Genomic DNA, 23,500 nt, shown 5'->3' with positions numbered 1-23,500 from the left:
AAATTGTTAACGTGATTAGCAAACAACGTTTTGTAACGCCGCCAAACATGTTGCGAGGTGATAGGGGGATGTGGAGGGCATGTCGGCGCGTATCACGTTTCCGTTTGTATCCAGGCACTCGTTCCAGCCCGCGGGGTGCAGGAAGCGGCTGCGGAAATTTGCCAGCGCCGGTTGTAGCGCGGGGAAATCGCCCATCACTGCCAGGGCCCTCAGATATTCCGTCTGCGCCCAGATTCGGCGGGTATCGTCCGCAACCTTGCCGGACTCGTCCAGCGAGGCGATCACGCCCGCGGCATCGACGCCATGATCACGCGACCACTGCACGGCGCGCGGCAGGGACTCTACAAGGTCCAGACCTTCGAACACCTGCGCCGATTCGTGCACGAGAGACAGCCATTCGAATTGATGGCCGGGCTCCAGCCGGTTTGCAGCACTGCCCTGCAACGCCTCTGATACGCATTGCGTCGGCGCATGCACGAAGAACTGGCTGATGCCTTGCGCAAGTTCGCGCAGATGCTGCGCAAACCAGGCGGGTTCGGCAACCTGAGCCGCCGCCAGATAGGCTTCGGTCAGATGCATCATCGGATTTTGCGCCGGCGGTTTCAGCGGCTGTGCGAAGTCCGCGCTGAGCGCCGCGTGATACAGCGAATCCGTGGTCTTGAAACGCGCCTCGATCGTGCGCGCCGTGGCCAGCATCAGCTTGCGCGCCTGCGCGTTGCGGCCACGCCGGAAATAGGCAGAAGCTGCCAGTACGATGAACGCGTGCGTGTACAGGTCCTGCGTATCGTCCAGCGGCTGACCGGCTGCATCGACGCTGTATCGCCAACCGCCGTGCTCGTCCTGGAACACGCGGCGCAGGGATTCGAACAACCGGTCCGCATGCTGCGCGGGCGCCTCGCCCGGCGCCTGCGCAAAAACATACAACTGGCGCGCACAAGCCATCGCGCGATAACGCGTTGCTGGCAACGGTTCGCCGTTGGCGGAATTCAGAGATTCGTAAGGCAGGCCGAGCGTTTCGTTGAAACCGCGGCCCAACCACATGGGCAACACGACCGAATCAAAATGCGCCCGCAGCGCGCGGATATCATCCGCTAGAAAGGAATTGGTCTGTGCGGCAGTCATCTTGGAACGACGCATACCCGACGAGGGCCCCAGGTTTTGGAGCAGCAACGATAACCGAAATCGTCGTCGCCATCTCGAAGGTATGCGCCACGTGCTCATGCACACACAGACCGGTCGTGCCGATCAGCTCCGTCCAGGGTGCAAGCCCTATCGGAAGATATTTTCCTCTACCCAGTTTTGCGCGAAGATTTCCGCGCGATCACGTGCTTCGTCCAACGAAGCGCAGTTGCCCAAGTGGGAAAACGCGGCATCCACTTCGGTGCCGCCCTCAGCCGTAACCGTCAGCAATACGCCATATCCGCCGGTATCCATGGCCGCTGTGGAAACGTCGATCAGTACTTCCTGGTCACGATGCTGCATGTGCTACCTCCCAGTCGGTTACCTAAACGCGCGAACCACGCGTGACGTGCGACAGGACAAAATTACCCGCGCAAAACAATAGACCTGCATCCGTCACGCAAAGTTCATCTTACTGGTCGGACGCAGGGTGGAATACGTCCGAAAGATGTCAATTCCCACATTCCGTCTCAGGATATGCCTTGCCGCACTGTAGGGATCGCATCCAGCACGAAATACTGCGAAAACATTCGCCACCATGCAGTACTTTGCCTGCGGCTGTTCAAATGACGGATATGGTGAACTGCGTAATCGGACGATTGTCTTACCGCCGCGAAGACCGCAAATGGCTTAGCGCAAATGGATGGCGCCCGGCTCTTCCATGCGCAGCGAGAGCCTGCCCTTGTCGGTGATGACCCAGCGGCCATCGGCGCCGGATTCAATGCAGCGCAAGGTTTCCAGCGCCTGCGCGACATGCGCGGGCACTTCGGTCTGGACCGCGCCGGGCTCGTTGTTGTCGGCCACGACGCGTAGCCAATGTCCCAGTTCGCCCTTTTCGAAACGATGCAATGCCATGCGTGATTCTCTCTTGAATTTGTCAACGATAGCACGGCCGTCAAGCCCTTTCCGCCCCTCAGGCGGAGGCACTCAGGCAAGCAGGCGGGGCACTGACGACGCAAGCAACGCGATGCCGGATATCGTCAACAAGCCCAGCACCACCCGGCGAAACGCGACATCGCTGATGCCCACATAGACGCGCGTGCCCCATATCGTCGGCACAAGCATTGCGGGCACGATCAATGCAAACAGCGGCAACATGTCGCGCGTGACGACACCGGTCAGCACATAACTGGCCATCGTCACCGCCAGCATCGACAAGTTGAAGTTCTGGATCACCGCGCGCTGCACGTCGCGATCAAAGCCGCGCAAGGTGCACCACAACGTGGGAATCACGCCGGTGAATCCGCCCAGCCCGCCCATGACGCCGCCGATTGCGCCGGCCACGCCATCGGCCACCTTGCCCCCCACCGTGATGCGCGGCATGCGCGCGGCAAACAGCATGACCGGGCACCAGATGGCGAGCAGTCCGCCGATGAAGGCCTTGAACACCACGGGGTCCAGATGCGGCAGCACTTTCACGCCGAGCGGAATGCCGAGCAATCCGCCGACAACGAACGGCAGCAGATGCGCCATGGCAAAGCCGCGGCGCACGGTGAAGGCCGCCAGCAACTGCCCGGTCAATGCGCCGAACACGGCCATTGCCGCAGCAAGCCGCGGGTCAATGGTCCAGGCCCAGAACGACATGGCCACCATGCCGAAGCCAAAGCCCGACAGGCCTTGAACAAAGCCCGCAGCCATTGCCCCCAACACGACCACTACGTATAACGAGTCCATATCTGCAGCGTGTTCCGCATCACCGGCCGGGACCATTTCCGGCGCACGCCATTCTAGTGCGTTCTAGGACGGACGCAGCGCGAGCGGCCGCCGCAGGCGCGTGGCCAACGCGGAAGCCGCGACGCTGGCAGCGATCAGCGCAAGTCCGAGCGCCAGGTCTGCCGAGATGCGTTCGTAGAACACGACGGACGACACGATCAAACCGATCACCGGCACGCACAGCATCGCGATGGACGTCGCGGCAGGCGGCAGTTTCTGCGTCATGCCCAGCACGACGATGAACGTCAGCGCCGTGGCAAGCGGTCCGGTGTACAGGATCAGCGGCCAGGCCTGCGCATCGCCCAGAAAGGTCGGCGCACCGTCGCGCAGCCATGCCAGCGCGGCCAGCGGGATCGTGGCCATCGCGGTTTGCCAGGGAATCATGTCGGCGCCCAGCCGCACATGGCGATTGGCGCGCAACTGGATGATGTTGCAGGCCCAGGCAAATGACGCGCCCAACAGCATCACCAGACCGATGACGGTATGCGCCTGCCACGGGCTGAATGCGGGCGCGACGATGACGCCGATGCCGGCATAGCTGAGCGCCGTCGCCAGCCATTGGCCCACCGAGAGGCGTTCCTTCAAAATCATCGATGACAAGGGAATCACCCAGATGGATGTCGCATAGGCAATGACCGAGGCGCGGCCAGGCGCCACGTATTGCAGGGCCCAAAGCGCCAACGCCGTGAATGCGCCCATCTGCAGCAAGGCGACGCCCGCCACCAGCGGCCATTCCTGACGCGAGGGCAAACGCAAGCGACCCAGCGCCGCGAGCACCAGCACGCTGATCAGCGCGGCGGAGCCGAATCGGCTGGCGGCAAGCCACAATGGACTCATGTGCGCCAGGCCTAGCTTCATGACGGGCCAGTTTCCGCCCCAAATGGCAACCGCACCCGCGAGCGGGAGGAACTTGCGAAGACTGCCGTGCTGACTCATTACTACCCTGCTATGCCGCTGATTATTCTGCACTTCGGCCCTTTGACCGAAGGACGGAACAGTCTATAGGGTAAACCCCAGCATTTTTGACCGCTTTCTGCGCCAATAACCGGCATACTCAGCACACATGCACTGCCAACCTGCCGCTTGAAGGTCACTTATGCCGGAAATCAACCTGGATGCCACCGACATCCGCATCCTGAATGAACTTCAACGCGACGCCCGGCTCACCAACGTTGAGCTTGCCGCGCGCGTCAATCTGTCCGCTTCGCCGTGCCTGGCGCGCGTGCGGCGACTGGAAACCGAAGGCCTCATCGATCGGCGCGTCACGCTGCTGAATGCGCGCAAATTGGGGCTGAAGGTCAACGTCTTCATCCAGATCTCACTGGACAAGCAGCGCAAGGCCGCGCTCGACGTGTTTGAACGCGAGATCGCGGTGCTGCCCGAAATCATGGAGTGCTACCTGATGTCCGGCGACGCCGACTACCTGATCCGTGCGCTCGTGCCGGATGTCGATGCGCTGGAACGTTTGATCGTCGAACACATCACACGCATCCCCGGCGTGGCAAGCATCCGTTCCAGCTTTGCCCTCAAGCAGGTGCTCTACACCACCGCCGTGCCGCTTGCCTGACGCCGCATTTCGTATCCATCCGGCGCTTGCGGGATTGCGGGGGCCGGCCCACAATGAAACCGCATGACGCCGGCTTTTCCTGATCGGCGTCAGCATCCCTCCCATCGCTTAGCAAGGAGCAAACCATGCCCGAAACCGAATGGTTCCCCGGCAATTCGCTACCCGATCGTCAGGGTTACTTTGAAGTGGAGTTCGCCAGCGGCGAAACCGAAATCACGCGCTATGGCATGTTGGGCTGGGAGCCCGAAGAAGAGCGCGGCCACATCCTGCGCTGGCGCGGGCTGGATCCGCACATCGAGCAAGCCGAGATCGAGCGCGAAGCAGCGCTGCGCAATAACAGCGACAACGTGATCGGCTGAACGGCCGGCACACCTCGCGGGGCGGGTCCAACCTGCCCCGCATAAAACAAAACGCCGCGGAAGAATCCGCGGCGTTTTGACTGGGCGCTTGCCCGATCAGCGATCGAGCTTCGAGATCTTCGTGCCCGCGAGCGACACGCCCGCCATCAGGCCACCGTTGTTCATCACGAAGCCCACCACCGGCTGCTGAGCCGTGTTGGTGTCGATGCGGCCATTGGCGCCGATGTTGACCACCGCCACCGTGGCGTCCGCGCCAACGGTCCAGCCGCTGCTGTTGCGGAACTTGTTCAAGGCGTCGTCCGTCATGAACAGCAGGATCATCGCCTTCGATTGCGCGCCGGCCTGGAAGCCGATCGAGCCCGCGGTCGTGCTGTAGTAGCCGGCATTCTGCCCGCCCACGCGCAGCACGCCCTTGCCATGTTCGGCGCCCACGATGAAGCTGCCGCTCAGCACGTCCGGAAACACCAGCACGCCCTTGGCGCGCGCCACCAGATCCTTGGACTGGGGAGCGGCTTCATAAAGCTTGGCGAGGGTCGCGTTGGCCGCGCTGTTCATCGACTGCCGCTGCTCGGACGTCGAGGCGGCCGGCGACTTGCTGGGCGTGGTCGTCGTGCAACCCGCAAAAACGAGACCGGCGGCGCCAATCGCGATCGCCATGCCGGTGCGGCGCAGAACAGGAAAAGTGTCGAACATGGAGCTCTCCTTTTGTTGTCATACAGGGACAACTGTACCGGGCATTCCAGATCCGACAAGTCAGACGAATGTGATAAACGAAACAAAACACTAGCGAGCGCTAGAGAATTCCGTAGCGAGGTTCACCGGTGTACTCGTCCACGGACAGGATGCCGGAGAGCACCAGTTCGGCATGGCGCCGTGCACTGACGGGGTCGTTGAAGGTCACGAAGCGGGGCAGTGACCAGCGCCGCGCAACGGTCTCGTTGCCGTTGCGGCTCACAAGTATTTCAATAGCCAACACGCCGGTATTCAAGTCCACGACTTCGCACTGCACTTGAAAACCATTGATATGACGCTGTGGCCACCCACTCATGCTGCACCTATGAATTCCGACTGCCCGGCCGCAATATGCCCCAAAGAAAAAGGCTTGGAAAGCGAAGTTTTTTAGGGGTAAAAACGTACTAATGCTCCTAGTGCCGAGGCATCTTGAAGATCGCAAAAATGCGATCAAAAACGCTGTTTTCTCGCCTTGTCTTCAACATCCACCTTCAACCAACTCTCATGACCACACCTGCCTTCGAACCTGATACCGCTCCGCTGGAAGTCTTGCCGCGTGACCTCTCTGCCTACCGAGAGGGCAACACCGGCATTCCCTACGTCCACCGCTTTGAATCCGGCAAGCCCGGGCCGCACGTGCTCATCAACGCCATCACGCACGGCAACGAGATCTGTGGGATGGTGGCCGCCACCCATCTGCTGGACACCGGCGTACGCCCGAAGATCGGCACACTGACGGTCAGCTTTGCCCACGTCGAGGCCTACGAGGCCTTCGACATCGACCGGCCCTACGACAACCGCCAGCTCGTCCACAACCTGAATCGCATCTGGTCCGCCGCCATGCTCGACGGCGCGGAGGACAGCCCCGAACTGCGCCGTGCCCGCGAAATGCGCCCCATCCTGGATGCCGCCGACTTCGTGCTGGACATCCATTCCACGCGCGCGCCCGTGCAACCGTTCTGGGTCTACAACGAGATGGACCGCAACACCGCGCTGGCCGCGGCTGTCGGATCACCCCAGGTCCATCTGGTCATGCCGCAAGACAAGTTTCCGGGCACCGGCGTCATGGGCTACGGCCATCACGGTGACCCGCTGTCGAACAGTGGCGGCGCGCTCGTCGTCGAATGCGGCCAGCATTTCGCCCGCTCCGCCGCCGACCTCGCCACCGACGTCACCTTGCGCTTTTTGGCGCATCTGGGTCTCATCGACACCCCGGCCGGCACGCCGCCCCCGCCCAACCCGCAACGCTATCGCCTGCTGGAGGTCCACATGGTGAAGTCCGAAGACTTCACCTTCACGCGACCCGTGATCGGCTTCGAGACCTTCGACAAGGGCGAGCTGATTGCCATGAACGGCACGGAAGAAATCCGCTCCCCGTGCGATGCGTGCACGATCTTCATGCCCACGCGCATGCCGATCGTCGGACGTGAAGCCGTGTATTTGACGCAGGCGATTTAAGACCGATGATTCGAGGCGGGTATTTCGTACCCGCCATCTTCAAAGATCCGGAATCAGGCGCTTGCCCATGCTCGTCACCGCGTCCTCCTGAAACCCCAGGCTGTCGTAGAAACGCTTTACCGCGATGTTGTCCGAACGGATCAGCAGATTGATTTTCGGACACCCCATCTCCAGCAGCTTGCGCTCCACGGCCCGCATCAGCGCCGTGGCGAACTGACGCCGCCGATGCTCGGGCGACACGGCCAGATAGTTGATCCAGCCGCGGTGACCGTCGTACCCGCCCATCAGCGTCGCCACGATCTCGCCGTCCAGCACGCCTACCAGAAACAGATCGGACTGCACCGTCAACTTGCGCGCGATGTCCTTGCGTGGATCGTTCCACGGACGCGTCAGCCCGCAAGCGTGCCACAGCGCGATAAGCGCCGTCTCGTCGGTCGGATGAAAAGGCCGGATGGCGAGGTCTTGATTAGACATGCTTCATTCCTTGTTATGAAAGGATGAAGGCCTTGCGACACGCCTCGGCGGGGGAAATACGGCAAACAAAAAAGCCACGAGGGTATCGTGGCCTTCTGAAATAAGCGCCGGAAAATCGGCGCCCGAACACGGCTGGCCACTCAACGTAGACGTCGAGTGATTCGTCGGAAATCCGCGCGCATTGCGGCAGCGATATGCGAAGTGTTCATGCGCAGCAGCATACACGAGGCCGTCTTCCGCCAGCAACGCGCATCGCCGTCAGTCCGCCGCGGGTGCAGGCAGCGTGCCTTCCATCACCACGACGGCCTGCCCCGCCACGCTGGCCCATACGCCGTCCTCGCGCGGTTCGGCATGCGCCAGCAGCAAGCTTGCGCGCCCCATCTCCACGCCCTGCCCCACCCGTAACCGCAGAACGCCCTTGCCCGCCAGCGATGCCCGCAGCGCCGTGACCGCGGCTGTCGCGCTACCCGTGGCGGGATCCTCGGTCATCCGGCCGGTGAGCATGCGCGCCTGGATATCGGTGGGCGCGTCCATCGCCTCGCCCGCCGTGTCGGTGGTGTAGACGTAGATGGACTTTGCGCCAAGCTGCGGCATCAGGGCCGCGTAACCGCCCAAGTCCGGCACCGCGCGCCGCAACGCGTCGCGGTTGGCAAGCTGCACCACCAGAAACGGCAGGCCCACCGACGCCACCATCGGTGCGTGCGTCGACACGTCAATGTCCGCAACATCCAGCCGCAGCGCGCTTGCCACCGCATCCAACGCCGCCTCGCGGCCGCACGACAACGGCTGCGGCGCGCGCAGCTCCGCGCCCTGCAGCCCGTCTTCGCCGTACGCCAACGCAATCCGCACCAGGCCGGCTTCTTCTTCAAATTCGAACGCTTGCGGCGCAGACAGCCCTGCCGCGATCTGCTCGCGCGCCAGCACGACGGCCGTGCCGACATTCGGGTGACCGGCAAACGGCACCTCGCGGTCCGGCGTGAAGATGCGTACACGCGCCGTGTGGGCGCGGTCTTGCGGCGGCATCACGAAGCTGGTTTCCGAATAATTGAATTCGCGCGCAATCAACTGCATCTGGCGGGTGTCCAGCCCCTGCGCGTCCAATACAACAGCCAGCGGATTGCCTTGATAGGCGTGGCCGGTGAACACATCGGCGGTGACGTAGCGGTAGCGCATCCAAGCATCCTCAAGATCCGCCTGAAGCCGGCGGGAAGCGGAAATTGTGCGTGCCGCAAGGCGGTCGCGAAAGGCACAGAGCCGCGAAATTGCGCGCATAACAGACGAGGCGCGGGGTGTCCGTGGTCTATCACGTGCGCGGCCCGCATGACACCCGCACCGCCTCGGTTGATGCGCCCAGACTATTGAAAATCGCAGATGCCTGCGGAATACTTTGCGTCCCGTGCATCTACTTTTGGAGAGTATTGCCATGCAACGCGAAGACATCCAAAAGCTGGGCGCTCAAGCGGCCCGCGACGGATTGAGCTTGTGGGACTGCCCGTATTACCGTGCCGCCGCCATGCCGGGTCACACCGGCGAATCGATTTCGCAATGGCGCGGCAAGGTCGAGGCCTGGGAAGCCGGATGGATGGAAGCCACCGGCGGCGGCCAGGCCCCACCCGGCATCCGGACACGTTTTGTGCCGCGCACCATGTCGCTGCTGGTTATTTGATGAAGTGAAAGGCGCCCCGGGAAACGGGGCGCTTTGCATTGGCGATGCGGGGACGTTGGCGCATGTCTGATCCATCCCGCTATTTCTTCGCGTAACTTTTCTGGACACGAATCCTGATCGCGCTCATCTTTCGGCTTAGGACCTTTCCCTGCAGGAGGCGCAAAATGGATGACCCCGTCCACAAAGCCGGCCAGGAAGCCGCCCGATATGGCGTGCCGCTTTCCGCTTGCCCCCTCATGAAAGAAGCCAACATGCCAGGCCATACGGGCGAATCGCTACCGATATGGCGCGCCAGGCTGGCCTCCTGGGAAGCAGGCTGGCGCGAAGAAACTGAAGCCCGCCTCGCTGAACTGCAACGCCGCCGGCTGATACAGCAATCGTTCGATTAAAGACGTGGTTGCGGGCATTGCGTCCACCGTCGTCGGGAACGCGGTTTGCTACGGAACTGACACCGCAGCGGCGTGATTGTCTTTCGATCAAGCAGAGGGCGGTTACGCACACTCCCTCCCTCTCGCCGCTGCGGCCCCTTCCCCCCTGCGCACGCAGTCGCTTACAAATGATCAGGTCCGCAAACCCTAAAAATGTTTGCCCGCCCTAGAATCAGCCTGCCAGCCTCAGGCTGAGTAGGAGCGAGTCATGACATTCAGGGCCAAGCCGGGATTTATTGCAGCCATTTCCTGTATTTTTTTGAACACCGGCGCATTCGCCGCGCCGCCAGAGGGCAAAGGCAAACCCGACAACCCAGGCCAGAGCCAGGGACAGGGGCAAAACAAAGGCGGCGGAAAAAACAATAACAACGGCAACGGCTCTGGAAAAGGCTATTCCGGTAGCGGCGGCGGATCAAACGGCAAAACCGGCAATTCCGATAGTTCCAGCGTCACGCTGCGCTTTGCAGGCATCACGGTCTCCACCGCCAGAACCTACGCACATGAATACGGTCTGGCGGGCTACAGCCAACTGCCGCCGGGCATCCGCAAAAACCTCGCACGCGGAAAGCCCCTGCCTCCAGGTATCGCCAAAAAATTGGTCCCAGGCCCAATGCTCGCTCGCCTCCCCGCCTATCCCGGGTACGAATGGCGAATCGCCGGCTCGGATCTTGTCCTTGTTGCCATTGCGACGGCTGTAGTCGCGGATGTGCTGATTGATGTGTTCGATTGATGAGCACGGCGGCGGTCGGACTGGAGGTCCGTGAGGTTCAATATCGCCCCCTCGAATTTCACTGTCCGCTCCATTCAGTTTGATACACTGCCTGACTGGGTGTCAGGCGTCTTCCTTCGCGCTGGCAGGTCAAAGCGCTGGTCGGGCCGCCGCGCGGAACCCCTACGTCCATGCAGACCAGCACCACCCACGCCCTCGACATTGCAGCCGCCATCATTTTTGCGCTGGCGCTGATCCACACCTTCACCGTCAAGCAGTTCGAGCGGCTATCGCACCGCTACCCTCGCCACGCCGGTTTGTTCCATCTTCTGGGCGAAGTCGAGATCGTCTTCGGCTTCTGGGCATTTGTGCTGCTTATCGTCATGGCGATGGCCGCCGGCGGCGCAGAAGCGCTCGCGTACGCCGAGTCTCGCAATTACACCGAACCGCTGTTTGTATTTGTCGTCATGGTAGTGGCGGCGTCCCGCCCGGTACTCCAGACTGTCATGGCCGCAGTCAACCTCATTGCCAGGAAGGTGCCCTTTCACACCTCCGTTGCGACGGCGTGGTTGGGCCTGGCCGCGGTACCGCTGATGGGATCGCTGATCACGGAACCGGCCGCCATGACCATCGCTGCCTTGATGCTCGCGCCGCAGCTGTTCCGGCCGGCAATTCCGGCTGTTCCCAAGTACTTCGCGCTTGGCGTGCTGTTCGTCAACATCTCGATCGGAGGAACCTTGACGGCCTATGCCGCCCCTCCCGTCTTGATGGTTGCCGCAACCTGGCAATGGGATTCCGCCTTCATGCTGGCAACCTTCGGCTGGAAAGCCGCGATTGCCGTCATCGTGAACGCGACCGTTGCGACACTCATGATGCGCAAGTATCTGCTGCAATTGCCAACTGAAAGCGTAGGCCGGTCGGAAAGGCCTCCCGTGCCGCTCTCGGTTGTTCTGGTCCATCTGGCCGTACTGGCGGCGGTCGTGGCACTGGCGCACCACCCTGTCGCGTTCATCGGCCTCTTTCTGCTGTTCCTGGGTTACACCCAGGCGTACGAACGGCATCAGAATCCGCTGATCATCAAAGAAGCGTTGCTCGTTGGGTTCTTCCTGGCTGGCCTGGTCATCCTGGGAGGCATGCAGGCCTGGTGGCTGCAGCCCATCGTCTCGAGCCTGGAACCGCTCGCGTTGTTTTTCGGATCTCTGTCGCTCACCGCGATCACCGACAATGCCGCGTTGACCTACCTGGGTTCGTTGATTGAGGGCATATCCGACGAATCGAAGTACATGCTCGTGTCGGGCGCGGTTGCCGGCGGCGGCCTGACGGTCATCGCCAACGCGCCGAATCCGGCGGGCGTGGCGCTGCTCAAGCGCGGGTTTTCAGACGAGACAATCAGCGTTGGCGGTCTGTTGCTTGGTGCGTTGGCGCCCACAGCCGTTGCGGCCGGCGCATTGCTGTTTTTGTAGGCTGTGTAGAAAGGGCCAGCACGAAATGCACGTGCACCACGAAATGTGCGTGCACCACGAGACGCGCGTGCACCACGAAACGCGCGTACACCACGCCATTTTGGGAACCTGGCTAGATGTAGGAACCTGAAGGCCCGCAAATGAGAAAGGCCGTCAGTGATTTCTCACTGACGGCCTTGGAACTACTGGTCGGGACGGCGGGATTCGAACTCGCGACCCCTTGCACCCCATGCAAGAGACGAAATAGATAGGACTTAACTTTCAACAACTTAGGCGCTTAGCTCGCTGCGAACCGTGCTCAACGCCGCTCTTTGACGCTCAGCGATGTCCCGCAAAAGTCCCGCGCGTAGACATCGCCCGTGGGGGGCTAAGACGCTCACCATTTAGGGCATGGACCGAACATTGCTGTTCGGGATTCTAGTTCTCCTGCCGTCAACTTACTGATTAGCAGTGTCCCTCCACTACTTAAGGACCGAATCTCGATACGCGGTTCGGCGGTGTGATGCAGTAAAACGACTGACTCACCCGTTCTTTGAAATACCTCAACAGGGGGGCCACACTTCGACTCAATGACAGTGAAGCCCTCCCTCATCAGTCGACCGCTATATCCAAACCATAGCGCTAAGCCGCACACAAGTTCCACGTACAGAAAGACTACAACGATGCGGGTCAACCACGACCACCGCCACAGCCGAGCGAAAAGGCCGTTGAATTCGACGCTTTTCCTGGCGAGAACACCGGCCGAGACCAGAACAATGGTAATGATGAAAAAATGAGCGAAAGCCAGTGCGCGGCTTGGCGAGGCCGTGAACGCAAGGACAACCGCGTAACAGCCTACGACAGTCACTAAGCTTCCCAAAGCCGTCCTCGGACTTAGGGAATAGAAACGTTGAATATGCCCCGAGGCGCCCAATACCGGAAAAATTACGAGTATTGCCGCGAACACAGATGCGTTTAGCACACTGGTGAAACCCATCTCCGACACTACCCGCGGCACCCCGGCAGCAATGTACTCACCTTGCCCATAAAAATATGCAACCAGCCACACATACAGTGGGATTGCTGCAATGACCCACTCCAGCGAAATGGAGTTTCTGTCCTTGTCAGATGTTTTCACACCATTGTCGAATCGCACGTGCCATTCCGCGGCCTGGCGCTCGACGCGGTTCGCGGCAATCCAAGCCATGAAATGATCGTGCTCGCCATTCAGGCCAGCCAGGATCTCGGCCAGCCCCTTGCCGCCGTAGGTGTCCAACGCGCCGTCCTGCAACTTGACCGCGCCGTGGCGGACCAGATATTCCGCTGCGCCGTCCGCTCCCTTGGACAGGTGCGCCTGCATGTAGGCGGTTGCGCTGATGCCTTTGAGCGGCGCGAACTGGTCGAATATGCCTTGCACCAGCTTGGCCTGCCACCGGTCGGATGCCTTGGCCAGGCGCTCCTTGATGGGCTCCTGCTCCGCCCATGCGCCGATCTTCCCCAGGAACTTGTTGCGCTGGCGGCGCTCGATGTCGGACAGAGATTCGCCCGGCCGCGCAATCTTGGCGCCGCTCCTTGGATTCATCGAAGCCGCGGTGCGCCGGGTCCATCTGGTCGATCACGAACACCGGGCCGCTGAAGGGCGAGGCCGTGCAATTCTTCACGGGCAAACCTCTGGAGAACGCCCACAGGGCGATGGCGGACGTCAAAGGCGGCATGGACGTCTACTTCACCATCCAGGACCTGCAGCGCGCGGAGGCCTGACCATGCCCCCTAAATGAACCGAAAGGATCGCAGACTGGAACAGCGCATCGAAAGCCGGCGGCGCAGCCGTGCGCGCCGCGAGGAGCGGCCCAAGACCGCACCCATGATGGTCGGCGCTGAGATCGTCATGCGCCCGCTCGAGCAGCTGTTCGACGAACTGGACCGCACGGGCAAGGTGTCGGTCAACGCGCGCGGCCACCCCGATTTCCTTGCGCGCGACGGCTATCGATACGAGGCCGCGCCCGCGATCGAGGGCGGCACTTTGAAATGTGGGAGACGCGACACGGAAAGCAACTGCCCGTCCAGCCCTTGCGGGATCTGCACGTGGCCCTGCACTACATCGTTCCTGTGCAGGAACGGACCATCGAAGCTTTGCGCCACACGCTTCCCATCCTGCGCCGGGTTATGGCACCCGAGGATCAAGGGGATTTGTTCATGCAGACACGAATCAAGTCTCTGATGGCGGGTCCGCGCGTATGACGACGACTAAATGTCCACTTGTGCTGAAAGAGCCTGACCAGGCCTGGATAGACGCGTTCGCCGCGCGCGGCCCGCGCGTTGGCGACTTTGGCGCGACGACGGGCTGGAAAGTGCTGTCATTGACCGCCCACCGATTGCGACCGTCTCCAGGCGACCAACAGGGCAAAGGCCTTATGCCGTACTTGTTGCGAGCGGGCCTTGTCGTTCGATGCCGCTTCAAGAAGATCCGCAATTTCTGCATCGATCGGAAATCCTTCTTCCAACCAAGCGATAGCGAGAGAGGGCCAATGGTCCGAAAACCAGTGCGGGGCCAAGCCCTCCACGACCATCAACCGGTCTGCTTTACCGGCATCTTTCGCAACAGCAAGCCGGCTTTCAAGGCCAGTCACAAGCGAGGGATTCCTATCCATGGCGCCCGTCCATTCTGAAATCAGCATCCTATCCGAATGGGGCAAGAGACGGCAGCGCGTCGCGCGCCGGGATCTGATCGAGCAGGCAGAAGGCGCCCACGCGCGGGGCGCCAACCATGGACGCAGTCCAAGAGGATCAGATAAATGTCCGACATTTCTCCGCGATTCATCCGAGTCGGCAAAGCGCCGGCGTACCTCGGCATGTGCCGCCGCGTGTTCACCCAGGAAGCACGCCCGCACCTGACCGAAATCAGCATCGGAAAGCAAGGAATTGCCTTCGATCGACGCGAGCTGGACCGCTTCGCGGACGAATACGCAACATTGAAGGCGATTGACAAGGCAGCCCCTGCGGGCAACGATCAACCCCGCAGCGAGCGCCGCCATAGCAAAGGAGTTACACAACTATGGGGCAAAAGAGGCTCACCGGCCTCACGCTCAGGGACGGCGTCTGGCACATCGACAAGCAGGTCAAAGGCGTTGGACGCATTTGCGAAAGCACTGGCGTCAGCGAGCGGGAAAAAGCCGAGGAATATCTCGTCTTCCGCTTAGAACAACTGCAGCAGACCAAAGTATTCGGTGTGCGCGAGTCGCGGACCTGGCGTCAAGCCGCGACCCGTTTTCTGGAGGAGTATCAGCACCAGCGGTCCATCTGGTTGTCGGCAATCTACCTCAAGCAGTTGGCCCCCTACATCGGCGATCTATTCGTGACGAAATAGACGACGAGGCGCTGCAGCCTTATGTGGAAGACCGGCAAGAAGCTGGCCGGTCAAACCGCACGATCAACATCGCACTACAGCGTGTCGTCCGCATTCTGAATTTGTGCGCGCGAAAGTGGCGGGACGACCAAAAGCGTCCGTGGCTCGACTCCGTGCCAATGATTGAAATGCTCAGCGAGAAGAAAAGCCGTCAGCCCTACCCTCTTTCCTGGGACGAGCAGGCGGTGTTATTCAAGGAGCTGCCCGATCACCTTCTGGCGATGGCGCCTTACAAAGTGAACACCGGCTGCCGCGAGCAGGAACTTTGCAAACTGCGCTGGGAATGGGAAATCGAGGTTCCCGAGCTTGGCACCCAGCGTGTTTCTGCTGCCCGCTGATTTTGGGGGCCGTTTCGAAGATTCGGGCGTCAAGAATGGCGAAGAACGTCTGGTTGTGCTGAATGACGTGGCGCGCTCCGTCATCCGAAAACAACGCGGCCAAGATGAGGAATGGGTATTTCCTTATGAGGGACGGCCTCTGCGCCGGATGAACGACACGGCCTGGCGCAATGCGCGAAAGCGCGCTGCGGCCAAGTGGCAGGAATTACACAAGCGCGCACCGCACCCCGGTTTTGCCAAACTGCGGGTGCACGACCTGAAACATACGTACGGGAGAAGGCTTCGCGCAGCCGACGTTCCAGAGGAGGATCGCAAGGCCCTGATCGGGCACACCGACGGCGGCATTACCTCGCATTACTCGGCAGCGGAGTTGTCCAAGCTGATCGAGCATGCAAACAAGGTATCTGCTACCGATTCGCGCAGTCCGGCGTTGACGGTGTTGAAGCGGCGAGCTGCATAAAGTCCCGCAAATGAGAAAGGCCGTCAGTGATTTCTCACTGACGGCCTTGGAACTACTGGTCGGGACGGCGGGATTCGAACTCGCGACCCCTTGCACCCCATGCAAGTGCGCTACCAGGCTGCGCTACGCCCCGAAAGAAAAAGAGTATAGCAGAACTAAAAAATGTTTGCACGCATTGGTGCAAAAAAAGTGCTGAATACTCGAAAAAATTTTTGCGCTTTGCGTGCGCCCTTCGCAAGACTGCGTGTGATGAGCCGGCGCGCACAAAGCGCAAGGCACTACGTTGTGCAGAGCGCGCGGCCGGGTGAAGGCCATCGCGCGCTGCGGGTACTGATATCAAGCTTTGGATTTCAAGCGAAGAACCGCGGTGACAGCGGCTCAGGCGGCAGGCGCCGTGTGCGTCGTGCTGCTGGCAGCGGGCGCAGTGGCCGCGGTGCCCAATGCTTCGGCGAGCATCGCGGACACGTTGCCGAGCTCATTGCGCAACGACTGCATCTCGGTGCCCGACAGGCGCACGGCGGCGTCCTGATCGTGCGGCACGTCGCGCGCGTCGCCCAAGCGATTGCGCGCGCCGCTGATCGTGAAGCCTTGTTCGTAAAGCAACGAACGGATGCGGCGGATAAGCAGCACTTCGTGATGCTGATAGTAGCGGCGGTTGCCGCGGCGCTTCACGGGCTTGAGCTGCGTGAATTCCTGTTCCCAGTACCGCAAGACATGAGGCTTGACGCCACACAGGTCGCTGACTTCGCCGATGGTGAAGTAACGCTTGGCGGGAATGGGCGGTAGGGTAACGGTGGATTCAGTACGTGTCATAAGCGGATTTTATGCGCGCGATGCGTGGGGCGCCGATAACAATTACCGACAAAGCGTATCACTCCGCGGCCTCTGGTGCTGCGGGAACGGCCTGCTCCACCACGCTCTTGAGTTTCTGGCTGGCGTGGAACGTGACCACGCGCCGCGCCGCGATGGGAATGGTTTCTCCGGTCTTGGGGTTGCGACCAGGGCGCGGCGGTTTGTCGCGCACCTGGAAGTTGCCGAAACCCGAGAGCTTGACGGAATCACCGCGCGCCAGGGCGTCGCGGATTTCCTCGAAGAACGTATCGACGATGTCCTTGGCTTCGCGTTTGTTCAGGCCGACCCGCTCGAAGAGCAGTTCGGCCAGCTCAGCCTTGGTGAGGGTGCGTTGCTCGGCAAGCATACTGGTCCCCATGTTCAGCCACGTTGGCGCGCGCCGTGCGCGGCAACCAGGGCTTCCTTGATGCGCGCAAGGCAATCCGCCACGCGGGCTTCGTCCAAAGTGACCTCAGTGTCCTGTAGCCAGAAACGGAACGCAAGGCTTTTCTCGGCGACGGGTTCGCTGCCTTGCGCCTTGTCACGCCACACGTCGAACACGCGCGCATCCTGCACTACGGCCAGTTGCGCGTCGGCCTTGACGGCAGCGGCAACGGTGTCGAGCATGGACTGTACGGTCACGTCCTCATCGACCCACAGCGCCAGGTCGCGCACGACGACGGGCTGACGCGAGAGCTCGCGCACCTGCGGCAATTCGCCTTCGGACAATGCGTCCACGTCCAGTTCAAACACCACCGGCGCATGCGCCAGGTCGGCCTGCTGCGCCCAGCGCGGATGCAGTTCGCCGATCCAGCCGACCTGCTTGCCGTCCAGCATGACGCGCGCGCCACGGCCGGGATGCAGGGCGGGATGCGCCGCTGCCTCGAAACGCAGGCGGCGGCCGCGGGCGCCGAACAGCGACTCGACGTCCATCTTCACGTCGAAGAAATCGACGTGGCGCGTGGGCACGCCCCACTGCTCTTCCACCGCCGGGCCCCATGCGGCGCCCGCGAGCTTCATGGGCTGGCGCACGCCGGCCACTTGCAGCGGACCGTCTTCGGCCGAGGCATCGCGGAAAAACACGCGGCCCAGTTCGAACAGGCGCACGCGCGACTGCTTGCGGTTGGCGTTGTGACGGATGTTGGCGACCAGACCGCCGATCAGGCTGGAACGCATGACCGACAGATGGCTGGCGATCGGATTCACAAGGCGCACGGGGTTGTCGTTGCCCGCGAAATCGCGTTCCCAGTCGGCTTCGACGAAGCTGTAGTTCACGACTTCCTGGTAGTCCTGGGCAGCCGTCAGACGGCGCAGCGCATGCGCGCCGCGGCGCACTTCGGGCTGCGAAAACATCTTGGCGCGCGCCATCGGCGGCACGTCGGGAATGCTTTCGAAGCCGTAGATGCGAGCCACTTCCTCGATCAGGTCTTCTTCGATTTCCAGGTCGAAACGGAACGACGGCGGGTTGACGATGAAGTCGTCGCCTTCGACCGAGTAGTCCAGGCCCAGGCTGCCGAAGATCGTGGCGACCTGCTCGCGTGTGACCGGCACGCCCAGCACGCGGTGGCAGCGCGCCAGGCGCATGCGCACCGGCGGACGCTGGGGCAGATTGACGATCTGGTCGTCGATGGGGCCGACCTGACCGCCGCAGATGTCGACGATGAGGCGGGTGATGAATTCAATGTGCTCGGGAATGCTGGCGTAGTCGACGCCGCGTTCGAAGCGGTGGCTGGCTTCGGAGCTGAACTTGAAGCGGCGCGCGCGGCCGGCAATGGCTTGCGGCCACCAGAACGCGGCTTCGAGGTAGATGTTCTGCGTGTCGAGCGTCACCGAGGTGGCTTCGCCGCCCATGATGCCGGCCAGGCTTTCGACCTGCTCGCCAGCGACGACCACGCCGACCTTCGGATCCAGCGTGACGGTCTGGCCGTTCAGCAGTTCAAGGGTTTCGCCTTCACGCGCCCAGCGCACGGCGATGTCGCCGCCGATCTTATCCAGATCGAAGACGTGCGACGGACGGCCCAGTTCGAGCATGACGTAGTTGGAGATGTCGACCAACGCGGACAGCGAGCGTTGGCCGGCGCGCTCGAGGCGCGTCTTCATCCATTCGGGCGTCGCCGCGCGGGCGTTCACGCCGCGGATGACGCGGCCGCCGAAACGGCCGCAGAGGTCGGGCGCCTCGATCTTGACGGGCAGGCGCTCGTCGAGCGTGACGGGCACGGCGGCCGCGGTGGGCACCGACAGCGGCGCGCCGGTCAACGCGGCCACTTCACGCGCCACGCCCAGGATCGACAGGCAGTCGGCGCGGTTGGGCGTCAGCTTGAGCGTGAACAGCGTGTCGTCCAGGTCCAGCGCTTCACGGATGGACTGGCCGGGGACCATGTCGGCGGGCAGCTCGAGGAGCCCCGCATGGTCTTGCGACAGACCCAGTTCGCGGGCCGAGCAAAGCATGCCGGAAGACTGCACGCCGCGCATCTTGGCGACGCCGATCTTCATGCCGCCGGGCAGTTCTGCGCCCACGCGGGCGAGCGGCACTTTCAGGCCGGCAGCAGCGTTGGGTGCGCCGCAGACGATCTGCAGGCGTTCACCGGAGCCGTCGTCGACCTGGCAGACGCGCAGCTTGTCGGCGTCAGGGTGCGGCGCGATCTCGACGATGTGCGCGACGACCACGCCGGTGAATGCCGGTGCAGCGGGCTCGGTTTCTTCGACTTCCAGGCCGGCCATCGTGAGCCGGTGCGCGAGTTCATCGGTTGCGATCGGAGGATTGACCAGCGTACGCAGCCAGGATTCGGGAAATTGCATGATCAGCCGTCTGTTATTCGTTGAACTGGCGCAGGAAGCGCAAATCGCCTTCGTAGAACTGGCGCAGATCGTTGACGCCGTAGCGCAACATGGTCAGGCGCTCGAGCCCGGAGCCGAAGGCAAAGCCGATGTAGCGCTCGGGATCCAGCCCGAAGTTGCGCACCACCTGCGGATGCACCTGGCCGGATCCGGAGATTTCGAGCCAGCGGCCGCGGTTGGGACCCGAGGTGAACATCATGTCGATCTCGGCGGACGGTTCCGTGAACGGGAAGAACGACGGACGGAAACGCACGACCAGATCGTCGCTTTCAAAGAAGCAACGCAGGAAATCGGTGTACACGCCCTTCAGGTCGGCAAACGAGATGTCCTCGGCGATCCAGAGCCCTTCCACTTGGTGGAACATGGGCGAGTGCGTGGCATCGCTGTCGACGCGGTAGGTGCGCCCCGGCGCGATGACCTTGATGGGCGGCTTGTTCATGCGGGCGTAACGCACCTGCATGGGGCTGGTGTGCGTGCGCAGCAGCAGCGGCAGGCCGTCCGCGTCGTTCATGTCGACGTAGAACGTGTCCTGCATGGAACGCGCCGGATGGTCCAGCGGGTTGTTCAAAGCGGTGAAATTGGTCCAGTCGTTTTCCACTTCGGGGCCGTCGGCCACGTCGAAGCCAATGGAACGGAAGATCTCTTCCACACGTTCCCAGGTCCGGATCACCGGATGGATGCCGCCCGGCGCGCGACCGCGGCCCGGCAGGGTGACGTCAATGGTTTCGGATGCCAGACGGGCATCCAGCTCCGCCTGCGCCAGTTCGGCGCGGCGCGAGTTCAGAAGCTCTTCGATCTTCTGCTTGGCCTGGTTGATTCGCGCGCCCGCTTCTCGCTTCTGCTCGGGATCGAGCTTGCCCAGGCCTTTGAGCAGCACCGTCAAGGCGCCTTCCTTGCCCAGGAAGCGAGCTTTTGCGTTCTCAAGTGCGGCGGCGTCCGAGGCCGCGGCGAACCGTTCTTGCGCCTGGTCTACCAGGTCGTCAACCAATCGAGTCATGAAATCCAGCCTTCAAAACGCAAACGGGGCTATTACAGCCCCGTTTGCAGCGATGCGCGATGAGTTAAAGCGCGCGATCAGGCAGCCAAGGCAGCCTTGGCTTGCTGCACGATGGCGGCAAAGCCGGCCTTGTCGCGCACGGCCAGATCGGCCAGGACCTTACGGTCGAGTTCGATCGAAGCCTTCTTCAGGCCAGCGATGAACACGCTGTAGCTGACGCCATGCTCGCGGACGGCCGCGTTGATACGCGTGATCCACAGAGCGCGGAACGTGCGCTTCTTGTTACGACGGTCGCGGTAGGCGTATTGGCCAGCGCGCATGACTGCTTGCTTGGCAATACGGAACACATTACCGCGGCGGCCACGGTAACCCTTGGCGGCGGCAATGACTTTCTTGTGACGTGCGCGGGCAGTTACGCCGCGTTTGACGCGAGGCATAGTAGATCTCCCTTAGATCAAGCGAAAGGCATCATGGCCTTGACGGAGGCCACGTTGGAGTCATGAACCGCTGCAGAGCCGCGCAGTTGACGCTTGGCCTTGGTGGTCTTCTTGGTCAGGATGTGACGCTTGAACGCCTGACCACGCTTGATGGAGCCGCTGCCGCGCACCTTAAAGCGCTTGGAAGCGCTTTTCTTGGTTTTCATCTTGGGCATGATGATTCCCTAAACTAAAACACGCATTGTTGATTTACATGACGCCAGGTGCTTGACGCCAAAGACGCCAAAACTTGTAGACCTGTTGCCACTTCTGGGGGTCGCAACCAACGATTTTTGAACTGCAACGTTGATTCGCGGATCTTTCCCGAAGGCGGACAAATAGCTACCCACATCCGGAAAAGCCTTTGATTATATGGTGATTTCCTGGACTTTGTCGAGTCGGAGAGTGCTCCGCGAACAACGGGGACAGGAGGCGGGGATCATACGGCTGTTCGCCGGTACTGCACCGCCTGGGCGACGTGACTGGCCGCGAGCACGGCCTGGCCGTCCAGGTCCGCGATCGTGCGGGCCACACGGAGCGCCCGGTGCATGGCCCGGGCGGAGCCAGTCAGGCGCCGCATGGCTTGATGCAACAGCGCCTGCGCGTCGGCTTCCATGACGCAGAACTCGTCCAGCTCGGCCCCGGCCAGCGCGGCGTTGATCTTGCCCTGCCGGGCAAGCTGACGCTCGCGGCAACGGACGACGCGCTCCCGGACAGCCTGAGACGCTTCGCCCGGCGGCGCGGTCATCCAGGCGGGATCGGAGGGAGGAAGGGCAACATGCAGGTCGATCCGGTCAAGCAGCGGCCCCGAGATTTTGCCCGCGTAGCGCGCCACCTGATCCGGCGTGCAGGTGCACGCCCGCGCCGGATGGCCCCGCCAGCCGCAAGGACACGGATTCATCGCCGCGACGAGCTGAAAACGCGCGGGAAACTGCGCCGCGTGCAGCGCCCGGGAGATGACCACCCTACCCGCTTCCAGGGGCTCTCGCAGCGCCTCGAGCGAGCGGCGGCTGAACTCGGGCAGTTCGTCCAGGAAGAGGACGCCGTGATGCGCCAGGCTGATTTCGCCGGGACGCGGCCGCCCGCCCCCGCCCACCAGCGCCGCCACCGACGCCGAATGATGCGGCGCCCGGAAAGGCGGCTGGCCGGTCACCGCATCGGGCATGCCGGCCATTGCCGCCACCGCAGCCGCTTCCAGCGCCTGGCTCCGCTCGAGCGGCGGCAGCAGGCCCGGCAGGCGCGCGGCCAGCATGCTCTTACCCGCGCCGGGCGGCCCCAGCATCAGCAGGCTGTGCCCGCCTGCCGCCGCGACTTCCAGCGCGCGCCGCGCGCCGGGCTGGCCGCGCACGTCGGACAGGCACGGGACGGGCGCAACCGGAGGCCACGGTGCGGGCACGGCATCGGGCAGCAGCGACGCGCCCGCAGCATGGGCCGCCACGTCCGCCAGGCAACGCGCCGACAGGACGCGCAACCCCGGGACCCAGGCGGCCTGCTCGGCGCTGCCAGCCGGCAGGATCAGCGTGGCATCGGGCGCGTCGCGGGCGACGCTCAAGGCGATCACCAGCGGCGCGGCGACCGGCACGAGGGCGCCGGTGAGGGACAGTTCGCCGGCGAGCACCAGGCGGGAGAGCGCGGGATCGGGCGCACGAGGCTGATCTGCGCGACGCTCGCCCGCAAGTCCCGCGGCATGTGCGCCGAGGCTGTCGCCGGCAGGTTCGTTGGAAGTGCCGTCGGGATCTTTGCCGGGATGCTCACCGGGACGTTCGCCAGGAAGTTCGCCGGAGCGCCCGGCGCAGCGATCTGCGGACTGTTCACCCGAATCCCCACTGGAACGTCCGCCCCGCTGCCGGCCCGCCTGCGCGCCATCTTGCGCAGGCGCGGCCAATTGACCGGACGCTAGCAGCACGCCCAGCGCGATCGGCAGATCGAAGCGGCCGGACTCCTTGGGCATGTCTGCCGGCGACAGATTGACGGTGATGGCGGAGTACCTGCAAGTAGCGCAAAAACAGACAAGAGAAAACTCAATGTAATCAACGATCACGGCTATCGCATGAATGTCCATTCAATCGTTCAACTCGATGGACGGATCAATGGCCTCTTGTCCATTGGCACGATGCTGCTTACGGCAAAGCCGGAGGAATTGACACGCTATCTAATTCCCGCATGAACTTCGTATACGAAACATTCAATGCTGAGCACCACATCCGTAACTCCACGACGTCTAACCGCCTCTGGCCTCTCTCGCACTTGCTGACGAACGATTGCGTCTCCTCCAGCGCCGCCGCGAGATCTTCCTGCGTCATCTTGACGCTCTCCCGAGCTGCGATGAGAAGCTTCAACATTTGCCCGTAGTTGTAGGTGTAGATCGACTTGTCCATGTGTGTGCCAGCGCTGTTGACTGGCACAAAGGTTGAAGTTCATTTCAAA

General features: G+C 62.4%; 31 protein-coding genes and 1 tRNA gene. 12 read left to right on the top strand and 20 right to left on the bottom strand.

Going from position 1 to position 23,500, the window contains the following annotated elements; all coding sequences use genetic code 11:
• Positions 1-15 precede the first annotated feature (15 nt).
• From AB3147_RS09780 to AB3147_RS09760, 5 genes are all read right to left on the bottom strand, one after another.
• Positions 16-1,122: an AGE family epimerase/isomerase gene (locus tag AB3147_RS09780; protein WP_367353527.1), complete on the bottom strand. Its 1,107-nt coding sequence runs from the start codon at positions 1,120-1,122 to the stop codon at positions 16-18.
• A 147-nt stretch (positions 1,123-1,269) separates the two neighbouring features.
• On the bottom strand, positions 1,270-1,482 hold the full coding sequence (locus AB3147_RS09775) for a hypothetical protein (RefSeq protein WP_006218759.1): 213 nt from the start codon (positions 1,480-1,482) through the stop codon (positions 1,270-1,272).
• Between the two features lie 327 nt (positions 1,483-1,809).
• Positions 1,810-2,034, bottom strand: a complete 225-nt coding sequence (locus AB3147_RS09770; RefSeq protein WP_175138534.1) for a hypothetical protein — start codon at positions 2,032-2,034, stop codon at positions 1,810-1,812.
• Between the two features lie 72 nt (positions 2,035-2,106).
• The gene (locus AB3147_RS09765; RefSeq protein WP_367351815.1) at positions 2,107-2,853 is read right to left on the bottom strand and encodes a sulfite exporter TauE/SafE family protein; all 747 of its coding nucleotides are present in this window, start codon (positions 2,851-2,853) and stop codon (positions 2,107-2,109) included.
• A gap of 63 nt (positions 2,854-2,916) precedes the next feature.
• Complete coding sequence (locus AB3147_RS09760) at positions 2,917-3,828, bottom strand: DMT family transporter (protein ID WP_367351814.1); 912 nt, start codon at positions 3,826-3,828, stop codon at positions 2,917-2,919.
• 160 nt (positions 3,829-3,988) lie between these two features.
• Here AB3147_RS09760 and AB3147_RS09755 point away from each other — a divergent pair, with 160 nt between their 5' ends.
• Both AB3147_RS09755 and AB3147_RS09750 read left to right on the top strand, forming a co-directional pair.
• A complete protein-coding gene (locus AB3147_RS09755; RefSeq protein ID WP_006226939.1) occupies positions 3,989-4,459 on the top strand; it encodes an Lrp/AsnC family transcriptional regulator in 471 nt (156 codons plus the stop codon).
• A 125-nt stretch (positions 4,460-4,584) separates the two neighbouring features.
• Positions 4,585-4,818, top strand: coding sequence for a hypothetical protein (locus AB3147_RS09750; RefSeq protein ID WP_175124034.1), 234 nt, complete (start codon positions 4,585-4,587; stop codon positions 4,816-4,818).
• 96 nt (positions 4,819-4,914) lie between these two features.
• Here the strand turns inward: AB3147_RS09750 and AB3147_RS09745 are convergent, their stop codons facing one another.
• A complete protein-coding gene (locus tag AB3147_RS09745) occupies positions 4,915-5,511 on the bottom strand; it encodes a BPSL1445 family SYLF domain-containing lipoprotein (RefSeq protein WP_175124033.1) in 597 nt (198 codons plus the stop codon).
• A 100-nt stretch (positions 5,512-5,611) separates the two neighbouring features.
• Positions 5,612-5,812, bottom strand: a complete 201-nt coding sequence (locus AB3147_RS09740; protein ID WP_224776782.1) for a hypothetical protein — start codon at positions 5,810-5,812, stop codon at positions 5,612-5,614.
• A 242-nt stretch (positions 5,813-6,054) separates the two neighbouring features.
• Here AB3147_RS09740 and AB3147_RS09735 point away from each other — a divergent pair, with 242 nt between their 5' ends.
• Positions 6,055-7,008, top strand: a complete 954-nt coding sequence (locus AB3147_RS09735) for a M14 family metallopeptidase (protein ID WP_367351813.1) — start codon at positions 6,055-6,057, stop codon at positions 7,006-7,008.
• A gap of 39 nt (positions 7,009-7,047) precedes the next feature.
• On the opposite strand, the gene AB3147_RS09730 is transcribed toward AB3147_RS09735, so the two are convergent.
• Together AB3147_RS09730 and AB3147_RS09725 are read right to left on the bottom strand one after the other, a co-directional pair.
• Positions 7,048-7,482 carry a GNAT family acetyltransferase gene (locus AB3147_RS09730; protein ID WP_367351812.1) on the bottom strand — a complete coding sequence of 145 codons (435 nt, stop codon included), beginning with the start codon at positions 7,480-7,482 and terminating at the stop codon, positions 7,048-7,050.
• A 258-nt stretch (positions 7,483-7,740) separates the two neighbouring features.
• On the bottom strand, positions 7,741-8,655 hold the full coding sequence (locus AB3147_RS09725) for a PhzF family phenazine biosynthesis protein (RefSeq protein ID WP_367351811.1): 915 nt from the start codon (positions 8,653-8,655) through the stop codon (positions 7,741-7,743).
• A 250-nt stretch (positions 8,656-8,905) separates the two neighbouring features.
• Here AB3147_RS09725 and AB3147_RS09720 point away from each other — a divergent pair, with 250 nt between their 5' ends.
• The 4 genes from AB3147_RS09720 to AB3147_RS09705 all read left to right on the top strand — a co-directional run bounded on the left by AB3147_RS09720 (position 8,906) and on the right by AB3147_RS09705 (position 11,748).
• Positions 8,906-9,148: a CrpP-related protein gene (locus AB3147_RS09720; RefSeq protein ID WP_279973418.1), complete on the top strand. Its 243-nt coding sequence runs from the start codon at positions 8,906-8,908 to the stop codon at positions 9,146-9,148.
• Between the two features lie 164 nt (positions 9,149-9,312).
• Positions 9,313-9,537 (top strand): CrpP-related protein, encoded by a 225-nt coding sequence (locus tag AB3147_RS09715; RefSeq protein WP_175185015.1) that lies wholly within the window; start codon positions 9,313-9,315, stop codon positions 9,535-9,537.
• A 247-nt stretch (positions 9,538-9,784) separates the two neighbouring features.
• Positions 9,785-10,306 carry an anti-virulence regulator CigR family protein gene (locus AB3147_RS09710; protein ID WP_367351810.1) on the top strand — a complete coding sequence of 174 codons (522 nt, stop codon included), beginning with the start codon at positions 9,785-9,787 and terminating at the stop codon, positions 10,304-10,306.
• 170 nt (positions 10,307-10,476) lie between these two features.
• Complete coding sequence (locus tag AB3147_RS09705) at positions 10,477-11,748, top strand: putative Na+/H+ antiporter (protein ID WP_367351809.1); 1,272 nt, start codon at positions 10,477-10,479, stop codon at positions 11,746-11,748.
• Positions 11,749-12,124: 376 nt separating this feature from the next.
• On the opposite strand, the gene AB3147_RS09700 is transcribed toward AB3147_RS09705, so the two are convergent.
• Positions 12,125-13,309, bottom strand: a complete 1,185-nt coding sequence (locus tag AB3147_RS09700; RefSeq protein ID WP_367351808.1) for a hypothetical protein — start codon at positions 13,307-13,309, stop codon at positions 12,125-12,127.
• Between AB3147_RS09700 and AB3147_RS09695 the strand changes: the two genes are divergently transcribed.
• Together AB3147_RS09695 and AB3147_RS09690 are read left to right on the top strand one after the other, a co-directional pair.
• Positions 13,300-13,488 carry a hypothetical protein gene (locus AB3147_RS09695; RefSeq protein WP_367351807.1) on the top strand — a complete coding sequence of 63 codons (189 nt, stop codon included), beginning with the start codon at positions 13,300-13,302 and terminating at the stop codon, positions 13,486-13,488. The genes AB3147_RS09700 and AB3147_RS09695 overlap by 10 nt on opposite strands.
• A 13-nt stretch (positions 13,489-13,501) precedes the next feature.
• Positions 13,502-13,948 (top strand): hypothetical protein, encoded by a 447-nt coding sequence (locus tag AB3147_RS09690; RefSeq protein ID WP_367351806.1) that lies wholly within the window; start codon positions 13,502-13,504, stop codon positions 13,946-13,948.
• A 136-nt stretch (positions 13,949-14,084) separates the two neighbouring features.
• Here the strand turns inward: AB3147_RS09690 and AB3147_RS09685 are convergent, their stop codons facing one another.
• Positions 14,085-14,405, bottom strand: a complete 321-nt coding sequence (locus AB3147_RS09685; protein WP_367351805.1) for a hypothetical protein — start codon at positions 14,403-14,405, stop codon at positions 14,085-14,087.
• A gap of 377 nt (positions 14,406-14,782) precedes the next feature.
• Between AB3147_RS09685 and AB3147_RS09680 the strand changes: the two genes are divergently transcribed.
• From AB3147_RS09680 to AB3147_RS09670, 3 genes are read left to right on the top strand one after another with little or no spacing between them, the layout of a single operon-like run.
• Complete coding sequence (locus AB3147_RS09680) at positions 14,783-15,094, top strand: hypothetical protein (RefSeq protein ID WP_367351804.1); 312 nt, start codon at positions 14,783-14,785, stop codon at positions 15,092-15,094.
• 23 nt (positions 15,095-15,117) lie between these two features.
• Positions 15,118-15,471: a hypothetical protein gene (locus tag AB3147_RS09675; RefSeq protein ID WP_367351803.1), complete on the top strand. Its 354-nt coding sequence runs from the start codon at positions 15,118-15,120 to the stop codon at positions 15,469-15,471.
• On the top strand, positions 15,452-15,931 hold the full coding sequence (locus AB3147_RS09670) for a tyrosine-type recombinase/integrase (protein WP_367351802.1): 480 nt from the start codon (positions 15,452-15,454) through the stop codon (positions 15,929-15,931). The genes AB3147_RS09675 and AB3147_RS09670 overlap by 20 nt, the downstream gene beginning before the upstream one ends.
• 56 nt (positions 15,932-15,987) lie before the next feature.
• Here the strand turns inward: AB3147_RS09670 and AB3147_RS09665 are convergent.
• From AB3147_RS09665 to AB3147_RS09625, 9 genes are all read right to left on the bottom strand, one after another.
• Positions 15,988-16,064 (bottom strand) — tRNA-Pro (locus AB3147_RS09665).
• A 245-nt stretch (positions 16,065-16,309) separates the two neighbouring features.
• Positions 16,310-16,744, bottom strand: a complete 435-nt coding sequence (locus tag AB3147_RS09660; RefSeq protein WP_175138542.1) for a MerR family transcriptional regulator — start codon at positions 16,742-16,744, stop codon at positions 16,310-16,312.
• A 58-nt stretch (positions 16,745-16,802) separates the two neighbouring features.
• A complete protein-coding gene (locus tag AB3147_RS09655) occupies positions 16,803-17,141 on the bottom strand; it encodes an integration host factor subunit alpha (RefSeq protein WP_082579019.1) in 339 nt (112 codons plus the stop codon).
• Positions 17,142-17,143: 2 nt separating this feature from the next.
• Entirely contained in the window at positions 17,144-19,561 is a 2,418-nt protein-coding gene (gene pheT, locus AB3147_RS09650) for a phenylalanine--tRNA ligase subunit beta (RefSeq protein ID WP_286939365.1), read from the bottom strand.
• Positions 19,562-19,574: 13 nt separating this feature from the next.
• Positions 19,575-20,597: a phenylalanine--tRNA ligase subunit alpha gene (gene pheS, locus AB3147_RS09645; protein ID WP_175124022.1), complete on the bottom strand. Its 1,023-nt coding sequence runs from the start codon at positions 20,595-20,597 to the stop codon at positions 19,575-19,577.
• 77 nt (positions 20,598-20,674) lie between these two features.
• Positions 20,675-21,034, bottom strand: coding sequence for a 50S ribosomal protein L20 (rplT, locus tag AB3147_RS09640; protein ID WP_006218741.1), 360 nt, complete (start codon positions 21,032-21,034; stop codon positions 20,675-20,677).
• Positions 21,035-21,051: 17 nt separating this feature from the next.
• The gene (rpmI, locus tag AB3147_RS09635; protein ID WP_008159912.1) at positions 21,052-21,249 is read right to left on the bottom strand and encodes a 50S ribosomal protein L35; all 198 of its coding nucleotides are present in this window, start codon (positions 21,247-21,249) and stop codon (positions 21,052-21,054) included.
• Between the two features lie 263 nt (positions 21,250-21,512).
• The gene (locus tag AB3147_RS09630; protein WP_438861018.1) at positions 21,513-23,111 is read right to left on the bottom strand and encodes a YifB family Mg chelatase-like AAA ATPase; all 1,599 of its coding nucleotides are present in this window, start codon (positions 23,109-23,111) and stop codon (positions 21,513-21,515) included.
• 82 nt (positions 23,112-23,193) lie between these two features.
• Positions 23,194-23,451, bottom strand: coding sequence for a helix-turn-helix domain-containing protein (locus AB3147_RS09625; protein ID WP_367351800.1), 258 nt, complete (start codon positions 23,449-23,451; stop codon positions 23,194-23,196).
• Between the last annotated feature and the right edge of the window lie 49 nt (positions 23,452-23,500).

It is taken from the genome of Achromobacter animicus (assembly GCF_040775605.1).
Lineage (GTDB): Bacteria > Pseudomonadota > Gammaproteobacteria > Burkholderiales > Burkholderiaceae_B > Achromobacter > Achromobacter animicus.
The sequence above is the reverse complement of the archived record's forward strand: the minus strand, read 5'-3'. Positions and strand labels throughout refer to the sequence as shown.

What these genes read in the sequence shown, in the direction of transcription:
- AB3147_RS09655 (WP_082579019.1), bottom strand. Translation starts at nt 17,141, where the DNA reads ATGGGGACCAGTATGCTTGCCGAGCAACGCACCCTCACCAAGGCTGAG.
- AB3147_RS09775 (WP_006218759.1), bottom strand. Translation starts at nt 1,482, where the DNA reads ATGCAGCATCGTGACCAGGAAGTACTGATCGACGTTTCCACAGCGGCC.
- pheS (WP_175124022.1), bottom strand. Translation starts at nt 20,597, where the DNA reads ATGACTCGATTGGTTGACGACCTGGTAGACCAGGCGCAAGAACGGTTC.
- AB3147_RS09770 (WP_175138534.1), bottom strand. Translation starts at nt 2,034, where the DNA reads ATGGCATTGCATCGTTTCGAAAAGGGCGAACTGGGACATTGGCTACGC.
- AB3147_RS09700 (WP_367351808.1), bottom strand. Translation starts at nt 13,309, where the DNA reads ATGAATCCAAGGAGCGGCGCCAAGATTGCGCGGCCGGGCGAATCTCTG.
- AB3147_RS09760 (WP_367351814.1), bottom strand. Translation starts at nt 3,828, where the DNA reads ATGAGTCAGCACGGCAGTCTTCGCAAGTTCCTCCCGCTCGCGGGTGCG.
- AB3147_RS09765 (WP_367351815.1), bottom strand. Translation starts at nt 2,853, where the DNA reads ATGGACTCGTTATACGTAGTGGTCGTGTTGGGGGCAATGGCTGCGGGC.
- AB3147_RS09720 (WP_279973418.1), top strand. Translation starts at nt 8,906, where the DNA reads ATGCAACGCGAAGACATCCAAAAGCTGGGCGCTCAAGCGGCCCGCGAC.
- AB3147_RS09730 (WP_367351812.1), bottom strand. Translation starts at nt 7,482, where the DNA reads ATGTCTAATCAAGACCTCGCCATCCGGCCTTTTCATCCGACCGACGAG.
- AB3147_RS09625 (WP_367351800.1), bottom strand. Translation starts at nt 23,451, where the DNA reads ATGGACAAGTCGATCTACACCTACAACTACGGGCAAATGTTGAAGCTT.
- AB3147_RS09755 (WP_006226939.1), top strand. Translation starts at nt 3,989, where the DNA reads ATGCCGGAAATCAACCTGGATGCCACCGACATCCGCATCCTGAATGAA.
- AB3147_RS09745 (WP_175124033.1), bottom strand. Translation starts at nt 5,511, where the DNA reads ATGTTCGACACTTTTCCTGTTCTGCGCCGCACCGGCATGGCGATCGCG.
- rplT (WP_006218741.1), bottom strand. Translation starts at nt 21,034, where the DNA reads ATGCCTCGCGTCAAACGCGGCGTAACTGCCCGCGCACGTCACAAGAAA.
- AB3147_RS09715 (WP_175185015.1), top strand. Translation starts at nt 9,313, where the DNA reads ATGGATGACCCCGTCCACAAAGCCGGCCAGGAAGCCGCCCGATATGGC.
- AB3147_RS09710 (WP_367351810.1), top strand. Translation starts at nt 9,785, where the DNA reads ATGACATTCAGGGCCAAGCCGGGATTTATTGCAGCCATTTCCTGTATT.
- AB3147_RS09705 (WP_367351809.1), top strand. Translation starts at nt 10,477, where the DNA reads ATGCAGACCAGCACCACCCACGCCCTCGACATTGCAGCCGCCATCATT.
- rpmI (WP_008159912.1), bottom strand. Translation starts at nt 21,249, where the DNA reads ATGCCCAAGATGAAAACCAAGAAAAGCGCTTCCAAGCGCTTTAAGGTG.
- AB3147_RS09725 (WP_367351811.1), bottom strand. Translation starts at nt 8,655, where the DNA reads ATGCGCTACCGCTACGTCACCGCCGATGTGTTCACCGGCCACGCCTAT.
- AB3147_RS09780 (WP_367353527.1), bottom strand. Translation starts at nt 1,122, where the DNA reads ATGACTGCCGCACAGACCAATTCCTTTCTAGCGGATGATATCCGCGCG.
- AB3147_RS09750 (WP_175124034.1), top strand. Translation starts at nt 4,585, where the DNA reads ATGCCCGAAACCGAATGGTTCCCCGGCAATTCGCTACCCGATCGTCAG.
- AB3147_RS09690 (WP_367351806.1), top strand. Translation starts at nt 13,502, where the DNA reads ATGAACCGAAAGGATCGCAGACTGGAACAGCGCATCGAAAGCCGGCGG.
- AB3147_RS09660 (WP_175138542.1), bottom strand. Translation starts at nt 16,744, where the DNA reads ATGACACGTACTGAATCCACCGTTACCCTACCGCCCATTCCCGCCAAG.
- AB3147_RS09735 (WP_367351813.1), top strand. Translation starts at nt 6,055, where the DNA reads ATGACCACACCTGCCTTCGAACCTGATACCGCTCCGCTGGAAGTCTTG.
- AB3147_RS09680 (WP_367351804.1), top strand. Translation starts at nt 14,783, where the DNA reads ATGGGGCAAAAGAGGCTCACCGGCCTCACGCTCAGGGACGGCGTCTGG.
- pheT (WP_286939365.1), bottom strand. Translation starts at nt 19,561, where the DNA reads ATGCAATTTCCCGAATCCTGGCTGCGTACGCTGGTCAATCCTCCGATC.
- AB3147_RS09685 (WP_367351805.1), bottom strand. Translation starts at nt 14,405, where the DNA reads ATGCTGATTTCAGAATGGACGGGCGCCATGGATAGGAATCCCTCGCTT.